10 protein-coding genes are annotated in these 18401 nt (G+C 40.3%); all 10 read left to right on the top strand.

All coding sequences use genetic code 11. From position 1 onward, the window contains the following. Positions 1-56 precede the first annotated feature (56 nt). The 10 genes from E4K68_RS03020 (at position 57) to E4K68_RS02975 (ending at position 18375) form a co-directional block, all read left to right on the top strand. The gene (locus E4K68_RS03020; RefSeq protein ID WP_135377278.1) at positions 57-3542 is read left to right on the top strand and encodes a cell wall-binding repeat-containing protein; all 3486 of its coding nucleotides are present in this window, start codon (positions 57-59) and stop codon (positions 3540-3542) included. 340 nt (positions 3543-3882) lie between these two features. Then, complete coding sequence (locus E4K68_RS03015; RefSeq protein ID WP_135377277.1) at positions 3883-4605, top strand: Ig-like domain-containing protein; 723 nt, start codon at positions 3883-3885, stop codon at positions 4603-4605. Between the two features lie 783 nt (positions 4606-5388). Next, positions 5389-8871: a cell wall-binding repeat-containing protein gene (locus E4K68_RS03010; protein WP_135377276.1), complete on the top strand. Its 3483-nt coding sequence runs from the start codon at positions 5389-5391 to the stop codon at positions 8869-8871. A gap of 396 nt (positions 8872-9267) precedes the next feature. Next, positions 9268-9933, top strand: a complete 666-nt coding sequence (locus tag E4K68_RS03005; RefSeq protein WP_243450243.1) for a TetR/AcrR family transcriptional regulator — start codon at positions 9268-9270, stop codon at positions 9931-9933. 2 nt (positions 9934-9935) lie between these two features. After that, positions 9936-10967, top strand: coding sequence for an efflux RND transporter periplasmic adaptor subunit (locus E4K68_RS03000; protein WP_243450242.1), 1032 nt, complete (start codon positions 9936-9938; stop codon positions 10965-10967). Between the two features lie 17 nt (positions 10968-10984). Further along, positions 10985-12166 (top strand): ABC transporter permease, encoded by a 1182-nt coding sequence (locus E4K68_RS02995; RefSeq protein WP_135377274.1) that lies wholly within the window; start codon positions 10985-10987, stop codon positions 12164-12166. Positions 12167-12355: 189 nt separating this feature from the next. Beyond that, positions 12356-14458, top strand: a complete 2103-nt coding sequence (locus E4K68_RS02990) for a cell wall-binding repeat-containing protein (RefSeq protein ID WP_135377273.1) — start codon at positions 12356-12358, stop codon at positions 14456-14458. Between the two features lie 373 nt (positions 14459-14831). Then, positions 14832-16157 (top strand): sugar transferase, encoded by a 1326-nt coding sequence (locus tag E4K68_RS02985; RefSeq protein WP_282432962.1) that lies wholly within the window; start codon positions 14832-14834, stop codon positions 16155-16157. A gap of 58 nt (positions 16158-16215) precedes the next feature. After that, positions 16216-17217, top strand: coding sequence for a UDP-glucose 4-epimerase GalE (gene galE, locus E4K68_RS02980; RefSeq protein ID WP_135377271.1), 1002 nt, complete (start codon positions 16216-16218; stop codon positions 17215-17217). A gap of 39 nt (positions 17218-17256) precedes the next feature. Then, the gene (locus E4K68_RS02975) at positions 17257-18375 is read left to right on the top strand and encodes a glycosyltransferase (RefSeq protein ID WP_135377270.1); all 1119 of its coding nucleotides are present in this window, start codon (positions 17257-17259) and stop codon (positions 18373-18375) included. Positions 18376-18401: the final 26 nt, after the last annotated feature.

Below are 18401 nucleotides of genomic sequence, written 5' to 3'. Positions count from 1 at the left end.
AAAAAGAGAAAAAGTTCACCAAAGAGATCCAAAAGTTGAGAGGAGAAATTTACTACATGAAAAAAACTAAAAAAGCCTTAGCTTCTTTAGCTATCGCAAGTATGGCTCTAACTTCAATTCCTTTTAATGCATTTGCAGCTGGTACAGTTCCTACTCGTATTGCTGGTGGAACTGCTGCACAAACTGCAGTAGCCATTGCTGAACAAACAGGCTGGACCGGCACAGCAATCCTCGCATCTTCAGCATCTTACGGTATGGTTGATGCATTGACATCTGGACCACTCGCTACTTTCTTAAAAGCTCCTATCCTTTTGCAAGAGCCTGGAGCAGTATTAAATGCTGACACCAAAGCTGAGCTCACCAAACTAAATGTTAAGAAAGTATATGTAACCAGCGGATCAGCTGTCATCAGCCAAGCAGTGCTTGACCAATTGACAGGTATGGGTATCGCTGTTGAGTCCCTCGGCGGTGCTGATCGCTTCGAAACTTCCGTAAATATCGCTAAGAAAATGGTTGCTCTCGGCGCTCCAGTATCCAAAGTAGCTGTTGCTTATGGCTGGTTGAACCAAGACGCACTCTCGATCGCATCAATCGCTTCTGCTTCCAATTCCCCTATACTCTTAACTGAGAAAGATGCAGTTCCTGCTAGCGTAAAAGCTTTCTTGGCTGCTAACGCTAGTATTACATCCTCCGATGTTATTGGTGGAACGGGCGTTATCAGTGAAGCTGTTAAAGCAGCATTGCCTAACGCAACCCGTCATGCTGGCAACACGGCTTATGACACCAATAACCAAGTTATCCAAGACTTCAGCTCTTCACTCACATATGGCAATGTATACGTTGCTAGTGGCGTGACCGGTATTGATGCTCTTGCTGGTGCACCACTCGCAGCTGCTTCTAAATCAGCTATCGTGCTCACAAACGGAACAGTTCCTGCTGCGGCTTCTTTCGTACACGGCAAACTCGCTGCTGACAGTGTTGTTACTGCTCTCGGTGGTTCAGCTGTTGTCCCTGAAACTGTACGTGCTGGTGTTGTTAGCGGAGTAGTTACACCACCTACTGGTAACTTGTCAGTTACTTCTGTAAGTGCTGTTAGCGCTACAGACTTCAAAGTAGTGTTTAACCAAGCGCCTGCTGATACTTCAAAGGTTACATTTGATGTTAAAACCGGAACAACTCCTGTAACTGTAACAGCAACTTGGAATGCGGCTAAGACTGAAGCTATCTTGACTAACTCAGCAAATTTTCCAGAAGCAACCTATACAGTTGGTGTTAAGAATGACACAACGGATCTTGGAACTTCAACAGTTGCTGTAGTTCAACAAAAAATTGCTTCGATTAATATCACTTCAACCAAATTAGGGGTTGTTAGCACTACTGTAGCTGGTGCCACGAAACAAACCGGATATGCAACTTACAATGTATTGGATCAATATGGAAATGATATTACAACTGGAGCTCTTGCTAATAGTTTAACATTCCAAAGTGGTGTTGGTACAGTTGAAGCAAAAGATGGATTACTCACATTAGACTCAAACGTTCAGAATCTGATGCAGTTTGCTACAGTAGTAATAACTGGATATGATTCAACTTCTGGTGTTTCAGTGAGTGCTACATTGACGACATCAACACAAATTGGAACATTAAGTGATTTCCAATTTGGTGCTTTAACAAATGTTGATGGTAAAGTTTTAACTGATGGAGATACCAGTGAATTCTATGCTAGCTTTACCGCTACAGATATCAGTGGAAATCCTACAAACAATTATGATATGATTTACGGTGGCTTAATCTTACATTCTGATAATAGTGGCAATGATAATCTTCTAACCACATCAAATTCATATGTAACAGCTACTGTTGAAAAGGATCCAAGTGATTCTTCAAAAGCGGTCATTAAAGTAGTTGCAAGTAATTCTGGCAATTCTCTTACGATGGATATGCCGACAGTTATCACTGCCATGACTTGGACCGGAAAAACTTCCTCGCTCAATACAACCTTGAAGAAAGCGTCAAAGGTAGATACATTTACGCTAATGTCTCCATCGTATAGCATTGCTGTTAACGAAGGAAAAGCAATTCCATTTACAGCATTGGATCAAAATGGAGTGGCACTCACCAAATATTCCGATTTAAAGACAGCTGACCTCACTATATCTAACGCGTATCTCACCGAAAATACCGATGGAACTGCTACTTTGATAGCTGGAAAAGACGACGGTACTGGATTTGCAAATGACGGACAACAAGTTATCACTGCAACAACAACAACCGGTAAGTACAGCTCTTTAACTCTCAATATTCAGAAGTATGCCAAAGCTGACGAATTAGCTTTAGACTCCTCGGTATTGTTATCTAACATGCAAAGTGGTTCAAGTCAAGGCGTTGACTTTGGTTGGAACTATGGCGGTTTCACTGTAAAAGATCAATATGGACGAGTTTTTGACATGGTAGGTAAAGCTGCAGGCGCAGCAATTAATAGTACCCCAGCTTATAATTATGAAGTTCTAGCAACTACTTCGGGAGCTGTTAGCGTAGTTGGTAATGATCGTACTGAAACAGTCACAAACGGTGCTCCAATCGCTTATGGTGCAAATGGTATTAGAATTCAAGCAAATAGTGGTTTAACAACAACGGGAGGGACAGGAACAGTTACCTTCAAGTTGGTTAATACACTTGATGGTCATGCTGGTACTGTAGCAGATCCGTATACTGTAATTGATTCGAAATCAGTAACAATCCAAGTCCTGAAAAATACTGATATTAAAGATTACACAATGGATACAGTAGCAAAACCAATCTTTGCTGACGCTTCTACTTCTACTACTTCTGGAGCTATAGCTGCCAGAACCGACTTTGGCAGACTCGATGACTATGCTGCTAATCCATACGTTTATGGTAAATCAGCAAGTGGATCAAAAGTAGTATTAGCAGACGGTTCAGTACTTGCCGCAAATGTTGATAGTTCTGACTTTGTTGTCACTGATGCGAGCAGCTACTCACCATTTGGCTATAAGAATGTAGCTGTGTATGCCAAAACATTAGGCGATAATGTGACAACATCAAGCACTACCTTAAGTGTAACGATTATGGGTGCTGATGGTTTAGTACATTCAGTAACAACACCTGTTACGTCTTCAACTGCGTCATCAGTACCTACTAAAATCCAAGCTGCTGTAAACACCTTCATGCCGGGTGTTACACTCAATGACGTAGGAGACGTTGCTCACGTTAGTCAAACCTATCTTTCTACTGGAAAACTTCTTGCTAGAACAGATACAAGTGGATCTAACGCTAATCGCTCATTAGGACTTTATATCAGGGCCATAGATCAGTATGGTTCGAAAGCTGCTCCTTTATCTCAGCTCATAGTTGTTTCCAAGACCCACGCAGATGGAACAGCCTCTGACTTTGCTGTAGGTTCAGACTTCAGGATCAGCAGTGCTGCTCCACAAGTTGGTGATGTAATTACACTTAGTGGTGTTAGCTCTAACGGATTAGTAAAAACCATTAAGATTATTGTCACCGCTCCATTAAGCTAATAGTCGCAACAACATTTAAACTGTATGAATAACTAAATACCGTAGTAGGGGAGGACAGTTTTATAATTGTCCTCCCCGTTTTTCTGCTCAGCTCCTTCCCTCGGGGTACAACTCCTATACAATTTAGACACAATGCACTCTTTTCGTTTCCGGTCAGCAGAGGGCAATACATAAAATAATTAACACCTCACAGAATAGTAATTCGCAGCTTGATGACCATGATTGCAAATCAGAAAATATACCACCTAGTCCTTATTCGCTCTTCTGTATTTGCTTTATCGTCCTTACTGGTTGGTGGTGTATGTTATATTTATAAATTGAAAAAGGGGAAACGATTTTAATGAAGAAGATATTAATGTCTTTTTTTCTAATTATCTTAATCACATTATCATCTGCGTTATCGACATTAGCTGCGACTAGCACAACAATACAAGAACCGGATCAAGGACAGGTTATTACAGTAAGCCATGTGAGTGTTGTTAATGTAACTACTACAGCCGGAACTGCTCCGGTTTTACCTGGTACAGTGATTGCTACAATGAGTGATGGGACAACTAAAATGGTTAATGTCAATTGGGCGACCATGGAATTAAGTCGACGAACAAGTGCAGAAACTTTTATTGTTATTGGTACAATTGCTGAATCGGTTACAGTTAAAGCAATAGCTACAGTTACAGTTGCAGATGTGAATCCGGTTGCTATTTCGACAATTCAACAAGTGCAACAAGACATTTTAGGGACATGGAAGACTTCTGATGAAAGATATACCCTGGAATTTCATAATGATGGTACATTAGAAGAAACTGAATTGCGCGATGGATATACTACTATTTATAAAGATAATTATTCATTCAGTAATCCCAACTGGATTAGAATAGTAAATTCCAGTGAGGCTAAAGATTACAATTTTGTATTAAATAAGAATCGTTTAGAAATTTACAATATGGGTATTTCCTATATTACTGGTAATTCCAGTTATTTTAGTAATCAGAGTAATTTCATTAATCCCACTTTCAGTGAATCCAGTAATTCCTATAATTATGTATTCAGAAAGGTAAATTAAAAGTTTATTAATTAATCAATTTGATCTCTAATTTAGGGGTCAAAGATGTTATCCCTCCTACCATTAAGGTAGGAGGGATTTGCTATGTTAATCTATGCAGATTGTTGAACCTGATCGACAACTGGTTGTTGTTCTACCGTCAATGATTGGTCCGACAGTAGTTCGGCAACTCTGGATCAGGCCTTTGCTTCGTAACATACACTGCAGCATCAGCAGTACTCCTTTAATTCAGGTGTCTCGGCAAGTCAACTCAATCATATCTACAGCATATTGGGTAGCCTGTTCTTTGCGTAAATCAGGAGGAAGTTGACCTCTATATTATAGAGTTGTTGGGCTTTATCCGCTCAATTCTTCTTTACCCTGGACGAGGGGGTTCTAAACTAACCTCGACTAAAAGATGAATTATGAAAACTGAATAATTAAATAGACAAAATTAAATATATATTATGAATATTCAGAAGGATAAAACAAATAGACGTAGAATAACATATGAAGAAGATCTTAGTAGACTAATCCACATGTTGGATATCAACAAAATTAGCACTAGAATCAGATGCATAGTTTTCAAAGATATAGCGTACCACCGGAGGAAAATGAATCTGCATTTTTGGGAGGACGCTTCCATAAAATCCGGTGGCTTTTTTGAATACTGCTCATAATAGACGGAATATTAAGTAATTTAAGGGGGTGGTGGACGACTACAGGACGTCCTAGGCCGAGAAAAAAAGATCAAATTCACCCCAAAAAATGAAAGTGATCTAAATTGAGAGGAGATATTCATTAATGAAAAAAACTAAAAAAGCCTTAGCATCATTAGCTATGGTTGGTATGGCGTTGTCAATGGTTCCATTTAATGTACTTGCTGCTGGTACAGTTCCAACTAGGTTGGCAGGTACAACTGCAGCTCGAACTGCAGTTGCAATAGCAGATCAAACAGGTTGGACTGGCACAGCAATTCTGGCTTCATCAGCTTCCTATGGTATGGTGGATGCTCTCACGGCTGCCCCACTCGCTTCTTACTTGAAAGCTCCTATCCTTCTAACTGGAGCTGGAAACACACTCGACGCTGACACCGAAGCCGAACTCACTAAACTCGCTGTTAAGACTGTTTATGTTACCAGTGGAACGGCTGTTATTAGCCAAGCAGTTCTCGATCAAATCTCCAAAATGGGTACCACAGTTGTTCCCCTTGGGGGAGTAGACCGTTCTGCAACCTCCGTTAATATTGCTAAAAGAATGACTGGCGTAACCAAAGTTGCAGTTGCTAACGGCTTGCAAGATGCGCTCTCCATCGCAGCTGTCGCTTCTGCTGCTAATGAGCCAATTCTCTTAACAGACAAAGGGGCACTTTCTGCAAGCGTTTCAGCTTACATAGCCGCCAACCCAGGAATCACTTCTTCCGATGTTATCGGCGGAACAGGCGTCATCAGCGATGCTGTAAAAGAGGCACTTCCTGGCGCAACCCGTCATGCTGGTACCTCGGCTTATGATACCAACAATCAAGTTATCCAAGACTTCAACTCTTCCCTTACCTATGGCAATGTCTATGTGGCTAACGGCGTAACTGGTATTGATGCTCTCGCAGGTGCACCACTTGCAGCCCAAACTAAATCAGCTATCGTCCTCACAGACGGAACCGTTCCTGCTGCAGCTACTTTCGTGTACAGTAAACTCGCTTCTGACAGTGTTGTCACTGCTCTTGGTGGTACAGCTGTTGTTCCTGAGACTGTCCGTAGTGGGGTTGCTACTGGCGTAGTTACACCACCTGCTGGCGCTTTGTCAGTAACATCCGTAAGTTCTATTAGCTCTAGTGACTTCAAAGTAGTTTTTAACCAAGCACCTGCTGATACTTCAAAAGTTAAATTTACAGTTATGAACATATTAACTCCTGTGACTGTAAACGCGACTTGGAATGCTGCTAAGACTGAAGCTACCTTGACTAACTCGGTAAATTTTCCAGAAGGAACGTATACAGTTGCTGTGAAGAATGACGCAACGGATCTTGGAAGTTCAACGGTAGCAGTAGTCCAACAAAAGATTGCTTCAATAAATATCACTTCAACTAAATTAGGGGTTGTTAGCACCACTACTTCAGGTGGTATTAGTACTCAGACTGGATATGCAACCTATAATGTATTAGATCAATATGGAAACGATATTACAGCCGGGGCTCTTGCTAATAGTTTAACATTCCAAAGTGGTGTCGGTACGGTTACGGCAAAAGATGGGTTGCTCACGTTAGACTCAAATGTTCAGAATCTAATGCAGTTTGCGACAGTGGTAATAACTGGCTATGATTCAACTACTGGAGTTTCGGTGAGTGCTACATTAACGACATCAACACAAATTGGAACATTAAGTGATTTCAAACTTGGTGCTTTAACAAATGCCGAGGGTAAAGTTTTAACTGATGGAGATACTAGTGAATTCTATGCAAGCTATACTGCAACGGATATCAGTGGTAATCCTACAACGAACTATGATTTGATTAAGGGTGGATTAATATTACATTCCGATAATGCCGGTAATGGTAATGTGTTAACCACTTCAAACTCAAATGTAACAGCTACTGTTGAAGAAGATCCAAGTGATTCTACAAAAGCAGTCATTAAAGTAATTGCTAATAATACATCTAGTAATGCTCTTACGATGGATATGCCAACAGTAATTACTGCCATGACTTGGACCGGAAAAACTTCATCAATCAATACAACCTTAAAGAAAGCATCATCAGTAAATACATTTACCTTAATGTCTCCATCGAATAGTATTGCTGTTAATGAAGGAAAAGCAATTCCATTCACGGCATTAGATCAAAATGGAGTGGCACTAACAAAATATGTTGATTTAAAAACTAACAATCTTACTATAAGTAACGCGAAGCTTTTTGAAAATACTGATGGAACTGCTAGTTTATTAGCTGGTCAAGACGGAAATGGATTTGCAACAGACGGACAACAAGTTATAACAGCAACGACAACAACTGGCAAATACAGCACCCTAACTATAAACATTCAGAAGTATGCCAAAGCTGACACGTTATATTTAGACTCCAAGATATTGTTAAGTAACATGCAAAGTGCTTCAAATCAAAGCGTAGACTTTGGATACAACTATGGTGGTTTCCAAGTTAAAGATCAATATGGAAGAGTTTTCGACATGGTAGGCAAAGCTAAGGGTATTGCTGTTGGAAGTGCCCCAGCTTATAATTATGAAATTCTAGCAACTACTTCTGGCGCTATTGCAGTAAGTGGAACTGATAAAGATAAAAAGGATACGGTAACTAAAGAACCTATAGCATTTGGCGCAAATGGTATTAAGATTACAGCAAAAGATGGCTTAGAAGCCCTAGGAGGGACGGGAACAGTTACGTTCAGATTGGTTAATACACTTGAGGGTACTGTGAATGGTGTTATACATGATGGCACTGACGCTCACCCATATACCGTGATTGATTCGAAATCAGTGACATTCTCAATTCTTAAAAATACTGATATTAAAGATTACTCAATGGATACAGTAGCAAAACCTATATACGCTGATGTTACTACTTCTGGAGCAATAACTAAAAGAACCACTGCTTTTGCTGGTAATCCATACGTTTATGGTAAAACAGGAAGTGGATCAAAAGTAATATTAGCAGGAACTCCAATAATCGGAGCAAATATTGATAGTTCAGACTTTATTGCTAGTACAGTTAAATCTGATGGAACTTACGATGTTATTCCTGCTTCCGGAGTTGATTATCAGAGTGTATATGTTGCTGCAAAAACGTTAGCAAATAATATGACAACATCAAGCACTACCTTAAATGTAACGTTTCGGGGTGCTGATGGTTTAGTACATGCATTAACGACACCTATTAAATCTTCAACTGAAGTACCAAAAGCTCTGGCTATTGTTGCTGCTGTAGGTACCTTCATGCCGGGTGTTACACTAAATGATGCAGGCGATCAAGCTAACGTTAGCGTTCGGTATCTGCAACCTGGTACAATTATGGCAAGAATGGATGTAGCTGGAAGTAGTGTAGGCCGAGGAGTACTATATTTCTTAACAGTAGATCAGTATGGTACGAAAGCTGCTCCTTTAGCTCAAATCGTAGAAGTTACATCTACAGGAACCAATCTCGACGGTACTAGCACCTTTAAATTAGATCCGAGTACTAATAGGATCGCTGTAGCTCCACATGTTAATGATACGATTACACTTAGTGGTATTTCGACTAATGGATTAGTAAAAACCATTAAGATTACTGTCACCAATTAAGCTAATAGCGGGTAATCAAAATGGTACAAAAGCAATGCCTATTGTTGAAAGATTCAAAAAAACAATTGACAACTTAGATAAAAGAAAGTATATTAGAAACCGTAATGAATAACCGTTCAAACATCTTTCTGTGAATTGGACCTTCCACGAGCGATAACTTAAAAACGCGTAGGAAAACGTAAGGAAGGCATACACCGTATATAGTTGCTACTACTAAAAGGTGTGATAGTATTCTCAGTAAGATACTTAGAGATTAAGGGATTAAGAGGGTTAAAACTCTCTTTTCTTTTACCAAGTAAGTAACTAACTAGTTACTTACTTGGTAAAAGACTTCGTGGAAAAATTTCTACAAATAATATACAACTTATTCAGTTGTAGTAAAGGGGTGAAGAAGTGGTGAAAGGCAAATCAACACATTTAAGTGATCCCGAAAGGGACCGCGAACTCTCTCGCTCTGAGGACAGCAAATTACGAATTCTCATGGCGGCGACATCAATTTTCGCAAAAAAAGGACTCGACGGTTCGAGAGTGGATGAGATAGCTAGTGCTGCACACATTAACAAGCGAATGATCTATCATTACTTTGAGAGTAAAGAAAATCTATATTTAGAAGTGCTTCGTCATAACTATAACAAACTTTACACGATAGGAACATGCGTTATTCAGCCAGGAACGAACCCTCAAAAAGTAATCATGCAAGTGGTTCGAGAATACTTTTACTTCTTAGCTGAGCATGACGAGTTTGTACGTCTCGTAAGTTGGGAGGCCTTAAATGATCAAAAATATTCTAACAAAGTTCTTCCGCAATTTCTAGATCTCGCGGAGCCTATGCTCCGGGGAATCTTGACGGAGGGCCAACGCACGGGTGTTTTGCGTGATAATCTAGATATACGTCATCTTCTGGTGAGTATTAATGCAGTATGCTTAGGTTATTTTTCGCGTAGGGAGACACTTAAGACTTACTGGTTAGAGGATTTGTTGTCCCCCGCTATGCTTGAAGAACGCTTCAAGCACATTGTGGATCTTATTTGTAACGGCATTATCAAACATGGGGAGGAATAAAATTGAACTATCTACGAAACATAACGAGGTTAGTCGCTCCAATGATCCTGATAACACTGCTCACCGGTTGTAATTATGTTCTGCCGACAAGTACTGCGATGGCGAATGGTGAAGAAATTAAGACAGATCTTACGGGAAATGTGGAAGCACAAGAGGTAAGTATTAATACGAAAATTCCAGGACGAGTCGTCAAATTGATTGTTAAGGAGGGTCAACAGGTTAAGGCCGGGGAAATAATGGCTAAGATTGATGATAGCGATCTTAAAGCTAAGGAAGAACAGGTTCTGGCTGCGGTAAAAGCTACTCAAGGGGACATAGTTAAAGCAACTGCTGCGCGAGAAGCCACTGATAGAACGACCTCAGCCACAATTCAAAAGGCTGAAGTAGGCGTTGGGAAGGCAAAAACGGATTCGGAATTAGCGACTAAGACCTATCAACGGATGCAAGAACTACATACTGCGAAGGCTATTTCAGATCAGGATATGGATGGAGTGGAAAACAAATACAAATTATCCTTGGTTGGCATAGAGGCAGCAACAGCAGACTTAGAAATGGCTCAGGCGACACGCACTCAGCTGAATGTGTACGAAGCTGACATTCAGAGGGCGCAGGCCGCGAAGGAGGCGGCAGAAGGGCAATTGAAGGAAATCCAAAATAACGTTGCCGAGACTCAAATCAAAGCCCCTTGTGATGGGACGGTGACGTCACTTAATGTAAAAGAAGGTGAGATGGTTTCCCAGGGTTTACCTCTGCTGAGTGTTACGAATTACTTGGATAACTGGGTTAATGTCAAGGTAAGTGAAAGTATGTTGGCCAGACTGAAGTTGGATCAGGAAGTTTCCATCTATATATCAAGTCAGAAGGATAAAAAACTCATTGGTAAGATTGTGGATATAAGCCGTAAACCGGAATTTGCAACGTCACGAGCTACCAATGATAGGGGAGAGAAAGATATCGTCTCCTATAATATAAAAATCCAGGTAAATTCACCAGACTTGCGTCCGGGTATGGAGGTTAGTGTGAAATTTAATTAAGGTAAGGAGTCTTTAAAATGGGCATTCTGAAAATAGCTTTACGGGAGATTAAGTATATTATTGGAAACAAGAGGATGATGATTGTCATGTGCTTTATTCCTCTACTCTATATCACTATTTTTGGGGTAATGTATTCCTACCATGCCGTAAAAAACATTAAAACAGTAGTACTGGACTATAATAAAACAGCCAGTAGTCGGGCCATCACGCAAGGGTTTAAGGATTCTGAAAAGTTTCAAGTCGTCGGAGAAGTTATGAACGAAGCTAAGATGCGTTCAATGATGGAAAATCGCGAGATAACGGCAGGCATCGTGATACCTGAAGATCTCGATGCGAAGGTGAAAACGGGGGAAGGCAGCACGGTTTTGGTGGTCGTAAACGGTACGAATATGCTTTTCAGTAATGCAGTCCTTTCTGCCGCCAACGAAATTGTTGGCACCTTTTCTGCCGGGGCAAGCATAAAGAGCCTTGAAAATGCGAACAACCTTCTTCCTGGTAAAGCCGTACCAGCTGCAATACCTATCCGATATGCACTCAGGGTGTGGTATAACCCAACCTTCAACTATACGAACTTCTTGTTGTTAGGTTTGGCCGGTACAGTAGCCCAGCAGATTGCATTACTTTATGTGGCGACTGCCTTAACTAGAGAAAGAGAGTTAGGGACGATCAAAGAACTGACCCATTATAATGCATTTGAGGTGGTCTTGGGTAAATTAACGGTCCATTTCTTCATTAATATGTTGAGCGCGAATTTGGTCTATTATCTCTGCTTTAACTATTTCCAGGTTCCATTCCACGGGAGTATCTTGACGTTTGAAATTCTTCTTGCCGCCTTCCTCTTAACCATAATGTCCTTGGGAGTTCTACTTTCGATCATTTGTAAGAATGAACTTGAAGCCACTCAAATAGCGATGCTAATCGCGGTACCTTCCTTCCTGGTTTCAGGGTTTACTTGGCCCCTTCAGGCGATGCCTCATTCAGTACAGATCCTTTCCAGTGTTCTCCCACTTACATATTTTGTCTCGGAAGTCAGGGATGTAGCCTTAATGGGTATTAATTTAAACCAGGTCTTGCCTAACCTTTACACGGTGCTAACGATGTCAGCAATCTTTCTCCCGGTGGCCGTGCTGCTTTTTCACCGCCAGCTCAAAAAGGAAACGCTGCAACTTGTAGTAGAGGCTCCAAAGAACTGTTTATAATAATACAATTATATATTGGGTAACTCAAAGACTCAGAGGGAAATGACTCTTCTGGGTCTTTGTCTTTGACTTTTTGAAATAACTTTTCCCAAAAGAGTAAAAGAGGAAAATTAGGAATAACGTAGAAACTATAAAATAGTAGAGATTACACGGGAGGGCTGTCTTATCTTAAATAAGGATTATCTAAATATGAAAGATCATCGGTTTATATGGAAATATACATCGCTTCTGCTGATAATTTTCGCAGTTATCTTTCAGATGGCGTTTGCTCGCAATGTTATCGCCTCAACCTTGACTCATCGCATATCAGGTTATAACCAGTATGATACTTCTTCGGATATCGCCAAAGAAGGCTGGCCACAGTCTGATTATGCAATTTTGGCCTATGGAGAAAATTTCCCGGATGCAATAGCCGCAGCACCTTTAGCCAAAAAGTACAATGCCCCTATCTTACTGACGGAAGCTCAGATTTTAACACCCATAACAAGGAAAACTATGCAAGATCTTAAAGTAAAGAGCGTGTATTTAGTGGGCGGAACTGCAGTGGTATCCTTGACCGTTGAAAACCAAGTAAAAGATCTTGGGATCAATGTAACACGTTTGGCAGGAGAAGATAGGTATGATACCGCTATAGAAATTGCTAAAGAGCTAGGAGACGTGCAAGAATTATCCGTGGTTAGCGGTGATGATTATGCAGATGCCTTATCAATCTCCCCAATAGCCGCACAAAAGAATGCACCTATTATATTAGTGCCTAGTGATCATTTGACAAATAGTATTAAAAGTTATCTGAATTCAAGTAACATATCTCATACATACTTAGTGGGTACTGCGGCGCAAATCAATGAGTCTGTATCAACCCAATTTGCTAATGTTGAAAGAATAACTGGAGGTGATAAGTACGTTCGAAATGTTGCTCTGGTAGATAGATTTAATAGTAACTTCGATTTGAGTAAAATCTTTCTTGCGACAGGAAACGGCTTTGCAGATGCTCTAGCAGGAAGTGCTTATGCTGCTAGTTGCGCTGCGCCAATTTTGCTTATCGATTATGACTATAATCAGACGACCGGAGATTATCTTAACTCCAAGAGTAGTAAAATTACGCAAATAGATATTCTTGGTGGAGAAGTTATTATGCCTTCGGCATTAGTACAAAAATATGTAAATCCATCTTCACAGATAACCCCACCGGTCTTATCCTATACTGCAAGCGAAATTGCCAAAAGGCTTAGTCCTTCAATTGTTAACATTGAAGTTAGCGATTCAAATGGCATACCCATTGCGAGCGGGAGCGGGTATATTATTGATTCCACTGGTAAAATTGCTACGAATTATCACATAATCAAAGGCGCGTATAATGCAAAAGTCAAAACTAACGATGGAAAGATCTATGATGTCTCAAAGATCTTGGCTTATGATTCTAAGCAGGATTTGGCCTTGCTTAAAATAGATGCATCAGGTTTACAACCAGTTACGCTCGGGGATTCAGACAAGATTGGCACAGGAGATAAAATTTATACCATCGGAAACCCCTCAGGCAAAGATGACACAATGAGTGATGGAATAATTAGCACCAAATCGGAAATAATCGCTGGAGCATCCTATATCCAAATTTCAGCCTTAATCTCTACAGGGACAAGTGGCGGAGTGTTAGTGAATGAACAGGCTGAAGTAATAGGAACGACCACTGTAGATGTGACTAATGGACAGAATTTATACTTGTCGATACCTATTAATCTGGCTAAGCCCATGTTAACGCAGGATATTAATCAAACACTGGGGCAGCTGCCGCGCGAAGGCTCAACACTACCCAAAGAGGTGATAGTGACAAATCAAGAACTTACTGATCCTTTGAACTATCTTAACTCAACAAGCAATTTGAAAAACCTAAAGACTGCTTATAGTGTAATGACCATAGCCGGAAAGAGTGTTCACTTCATTTGGAAAGTCAATGATTATCAATCTGGCTCAAGTGATATAAGCATTCATGGAATCATGGATCCTAGGGATTATGGAAATTGGGTTCAAATACTAAATGCTAACGAAAAAGGAAGTATAATGGCTTACTTTGCACAGTTAAACAATGATATCGCCGAAAATTACCCTGGGAAGAGTTTTTTGGGAAGTGTACTCTATCAAGATTATTACCCATACTTCGCCAGTCCTCAATTTCCGTCTAATGATGTCACGTTTGCCGGTGATGGAAAGTGGTTGGTAAAACATACTGTCGTATCTTTTTATGATCTATATAAATCGAATACGCCCGATCCAAGGGTAAATGTTCCGGACTAATGAATGGCGAAACATTTATTAAGCAATGGAAACCCTCATCTATACACGATTCCAAATCAGAAATTTATATCTAATGGATACGACGTTTTTAGCACCTAGCCCTTAGTAAGATTCTTCCGATACATGGCATAGTCTACGTTTGATTAGAATGAAACTAGATTCCTGACTAAACTAATACAAAAATCCCATAAATATACTTAAATAACCATACATTCACATATATAAGAGAAGGATATATGTGAAAGGCGTCGAATAATAAGATCTATTAGAAATTCAGTTATGCTAAGTTTTTTAACAACAGTGGAGGTTATATAAATTGTTGCACTCTGGAAGAGTAGCCCGACTAAGTATCCAGTTCTTTATCTCTGATATAATGGTCTATACCATTAGTGGCCTCTTAGTAGGGTATATGAAATTCTTGAATGATATATCAGTCATAAGTATAAACGCATATTTAATAATGTTAGCGATGATTGGTATTATCTTTTTGGGCTTATTATATCTATCAGGGAATTATGAGACATCGGAGTTATTAAAAGTTAGGCCACAGATTTATTTCCGCTCACTAATATATAGTGCTGCATTTTTTTACGTTTTGTCCTTTTACTTGCGTAATGTGAGCTATTCTCGGATTTATTTTACTGTCTTTTTTGTGGTTAATTTTTCCTTGGCTATTATAGTAAGGTATTTTCTGGCGAAAGTTTATAAGTTGAAATTGGGAGATGAGGCTAAACTTCCACTAGTGGCTATTGGCTTCGAATCATGTGCCGATAACCTTCTAGAGAAACTTGCCAGAGATATGGGACTCAGGGTAGTAGCAAAGACAGCCCTAAACATGAAAATTGAGGATATCGTAAAAAATCATCTCGAATTAGCAAGCGCTTTGCGCGTAGTAAGCCCAAGGGATCTGGGCATGTTAGTGTATGAAGAACGTGTTGGTCAACTAGAGCCACTTATAGCCTACTGCGAACTTAATTACATCCCACTATATATTGTACCGTCTGTTAGCAGGTTATTATCGATACCCCTAAAGACAATCAACTACAAAGGGATTCTTATTTTTGGACCTCAAGACTTAATTGTTGATGGTGTCTCAAAACGGTTAAAAAGGGTGATGGATGTTATCCTGGCTGCCGTCGGAATAATCCTTATCTCTTGGCTATTGGTGCTTGTTTGGATAATGGTAAAGCTCAGTTCGGTCGGACCCGTCATATTTACCCAAGAAAGATTAGGGCTAGATGGAAAGAAAGTACGAATTTATAAGTTCAGGACCATGGTTGTGGACTCGGATAAACAACTTGCAGCTTTGCTTGAAAATGAGGAGATCAATAAAGATTATCATGATAATTACAAGATAGATAATGACCCGAGAATAACCCTACTGGGTAAATATCTGAGAAAGCTTAGCTTGGATGAATTGCCACAGTTGTTCAATATTCTAAAAGGTGACCTAAGTTTTGTCGGACCTCGTCCCATTGTGCCAGCAGAAATCGCTAGGTATGGTACACATGGAAAGATGATCCTTAGAGTGAAACCAGGTCTTACGGGTTTATGGCAAGTGAGTGGGCGCAACGACGTGAGTTATGAAGATCGGATTCAAATGGACCTCTTTTATATTCATAACTGGTCACTCGCTTTTGACTTGAAGATAATCTTCCGGACTGTCCCTGTTGTGCTACTTGGTAAAGGAGCAATGTAGGATTGGAAGATTTATCAAGCATAAAGGATTAAAAGGATTTTCTGGAGGTGGCATATTAATGAAAATTCTCATAACTGGAGGTGCCGGATATATCGGCAGCACAATTGCCTCGGCATTGGAGGACAGTGGACATGTGCCAGTATTACTCGATTCACTTGTAAATGGGCGAATCGAGTTCACACGCAATCGGATATTCTATCAAGGGGATATTGCTGATGCCAAATTGCTTGCAAGGATTTTTAGCGAAAATATAGACATTACTTGTGCAATACACTGCGCAGCGTTAGTAAATGTAGCAGATTCGGTGAATAGTCCATATAACTACTACAAGGAAAACGTAGCGAAGTCCATTGAACTTTTCAAAAACTTGCATGGTGTTGGCTGCATCAATATTGTTTTCAGTTCGTCTGCGTCGGTATATGACGACGTGCCTAATTTTATGGTGACTGAGAGTTCGCCGTTAAATCCAAGAAGCCCTTATGCCAGTACCAAATATATGGTGGAAGTAGTCTTAAGGGATTTCTGTCAAGCCCACGGTATGCGGAGTATCGCGTTGCGCTACTTTAACCCCATCGGAGCAGACATGAAGATGCGTTCAGGTATCTATGCTAGAAATCCGTCCCATGTGCTTGGTAAGCTGGTTAGCGTGGCGTTGGGACGTGAGCAAGTGTTCAAGATTACTGGAGTAGACTGGGAGACCCGTGATGGCTCTGGTGTGCGTGACTATATTCACGTATGGGATTTGGCTATTGCTCATGTCAAAGCAGTCGAGAATATACATAAGATATTTCAAATGGTTGACAACTCTTTCGCTGTGCTGAACCTTGGAACAGGTAAAGGTGTTACGGTGTTTGAGCTTGTGGAAGCATTCGAACGAGTATATGGTAAAGTAGTAAAAAAGGAGATTGCTCTAGCGCGTCCCGGGGATGTTGCGGGTGCATATGCAAATGCAGAAACGGCCCTTAAACTAATAGGCTGGAGGGCTGAAAAATCAATTGACGAAGGTATTGCAGACGCACTCAAATGGGATTTATTACGAGAAACAATAATAAAACCTTAAGAAGGTATCGTCTTTTTAGACTAGAATGTGAGAGTTTAAATGAAAAAAAAAGTTTTGTACTGTGCTTCCAATGATATCCATATAAAGAACTTTCATATACCGTATTTGAAATTTTTCAAGGATAATGGGTTTGAGGTACACCTTGCGTCGCATGGAGGCATGAGCTTTCCGTATGTTGATATGAAATGGGATATTGCGTTTGAAAAAAACATTTTAAGTGCAAAGAATTTGCTCGCGATCAACACTGTCAAGAATATTCTTGAGCAAAATCACTTCGAGATCATCAGTATACACACTACATTGGCAGGTGCAATAGTGCGGGCAGCTATAATTCTTGCTGGTAAGAGGAATACAAGAGTCATATATACGTCTCACGGTTATTTTTTTTGGAACGGTGGGCCGTTTGCAAACTGGATCAAGTACCTGCCTCCCGAGAAAATCTGTGCGGGCGTAACAGATTGTGTAATTGCAATGAATTATGAGGATTTTGCCCTTGCTCAAAAATACAAGCTTTGCTCGGGTGACGTAGAGCTGATACCAGGCATGGGAGTTGATTTGGAACGCTATAAACCGTACGATAACGTTAAGAAACGACGTATGAGGCAGTGCTACGGAATTCATGAGAATGATTTCTTAGTCATATATCCTGCTGAAATGAGCAGGAGGAAAAACCACAGAGAGCTATTAAAAGCATTTGCGATTTTTCTAAATCATGTACCGAGCGGACGTCTTTTACTACCTGGAGACGGTTTGCTTTTAAAAGAAAATTTAGCCCTCGCAGAAGAACTCGAAATACTAGAAAGAGTTATGTTTCCTGGGCACATAGACGGAATGGAAGAGGTTTATCCGATGTGTGACATGGCGGTAAGCAGTTCCATAAGTGAGGGCTTGCCACTAAATATTATTGAGGCAATGGCCTGCGGTTTGCCTATTGTCGCTTCACGAATACGTGGACATATTGAGTTAATTGACGACAAAAGAAATAACTGTCTGTATTTGCCGGGGGATGCGGAAGGTCTTGCACGCGCAATGTATGACATATTTAGGTCCAAGGACACACTTAAGACAATATCTATAAAGAATATTGAAAAAGCGGAGCAGTATTCTCTTGAAAAGGCGAAAGAACGGATTTGCGCTATTTATTATAAAAACATGTAATGATCCTCGGAAATAAGGTAGATGGA

Origin of the sequence: Desulfosporosinus sp. Sb-LF, from assembly GCF_004766055.1 — a bacterium.
GTDB lineage: Bacteria > Bacillota > Desulfitobacteriia > Desulfitobacteriales > Desulfitobacteriaceae > Desulfosporosinus.
This window is presented reverse-complemented; position numbering and strand designations above follow the sequence as displayed.

Coding starts and splice junctions, on each gene's coding strand:
- E4K68_RS03020 (WP_135377278.1), top strand. CDS start 57: ATGAAAAAAACTAAAAAAGCCTTAGCTTCTTTAGCTATCGCAAGTATG.
- E4K68_RS03015 (WP_135377277.1), top strand. CDS start 3,883: ATGAAGAAGATATTAATGTCTTTTTTTCTAATTATCTTAATCACATTA.
- E4K68_RS03010 (WP_135377276.1), top strand. CDS start 5,389: ATGAAAAAAACTAAAAAAGCCTTAGCATCATTAGCTATGGTTGGTATG.
- E4K68_RS02995 (WP_135377274.1), top strand. CDS start 10,985: ATGGGCATTCTGAAAATAGCTTTACGGGAGATTAAGTATATTATTGGA.
- E4K68_RS02990 (WP_135377273.1), top strand. CDS start 12,356: ATGAAAGATCATCGGTTTATATGGAAATATACATCGCTTCTGCTGATA.
- E4K68_RS02985 (WP_282432962.1), top strand. CDS start 14,832: ATGGTCTATACCATTAGTGGCCTCTTAGTAGGGTATATGAAATTCTTG.
- galE (WP_135377271.1), top strand. CDS start 16,216: ATGAAAATTCTCATAACTGGAGGTGCCGGATATATCGGCAGCACAATT.
- E4K68_RS02975 (WP_135377270.1), top strand. CDS start 17,257: ATGAAAAAAAAAGTTTTGTACTGTGCTTCCAATGATATCCATATAAAG.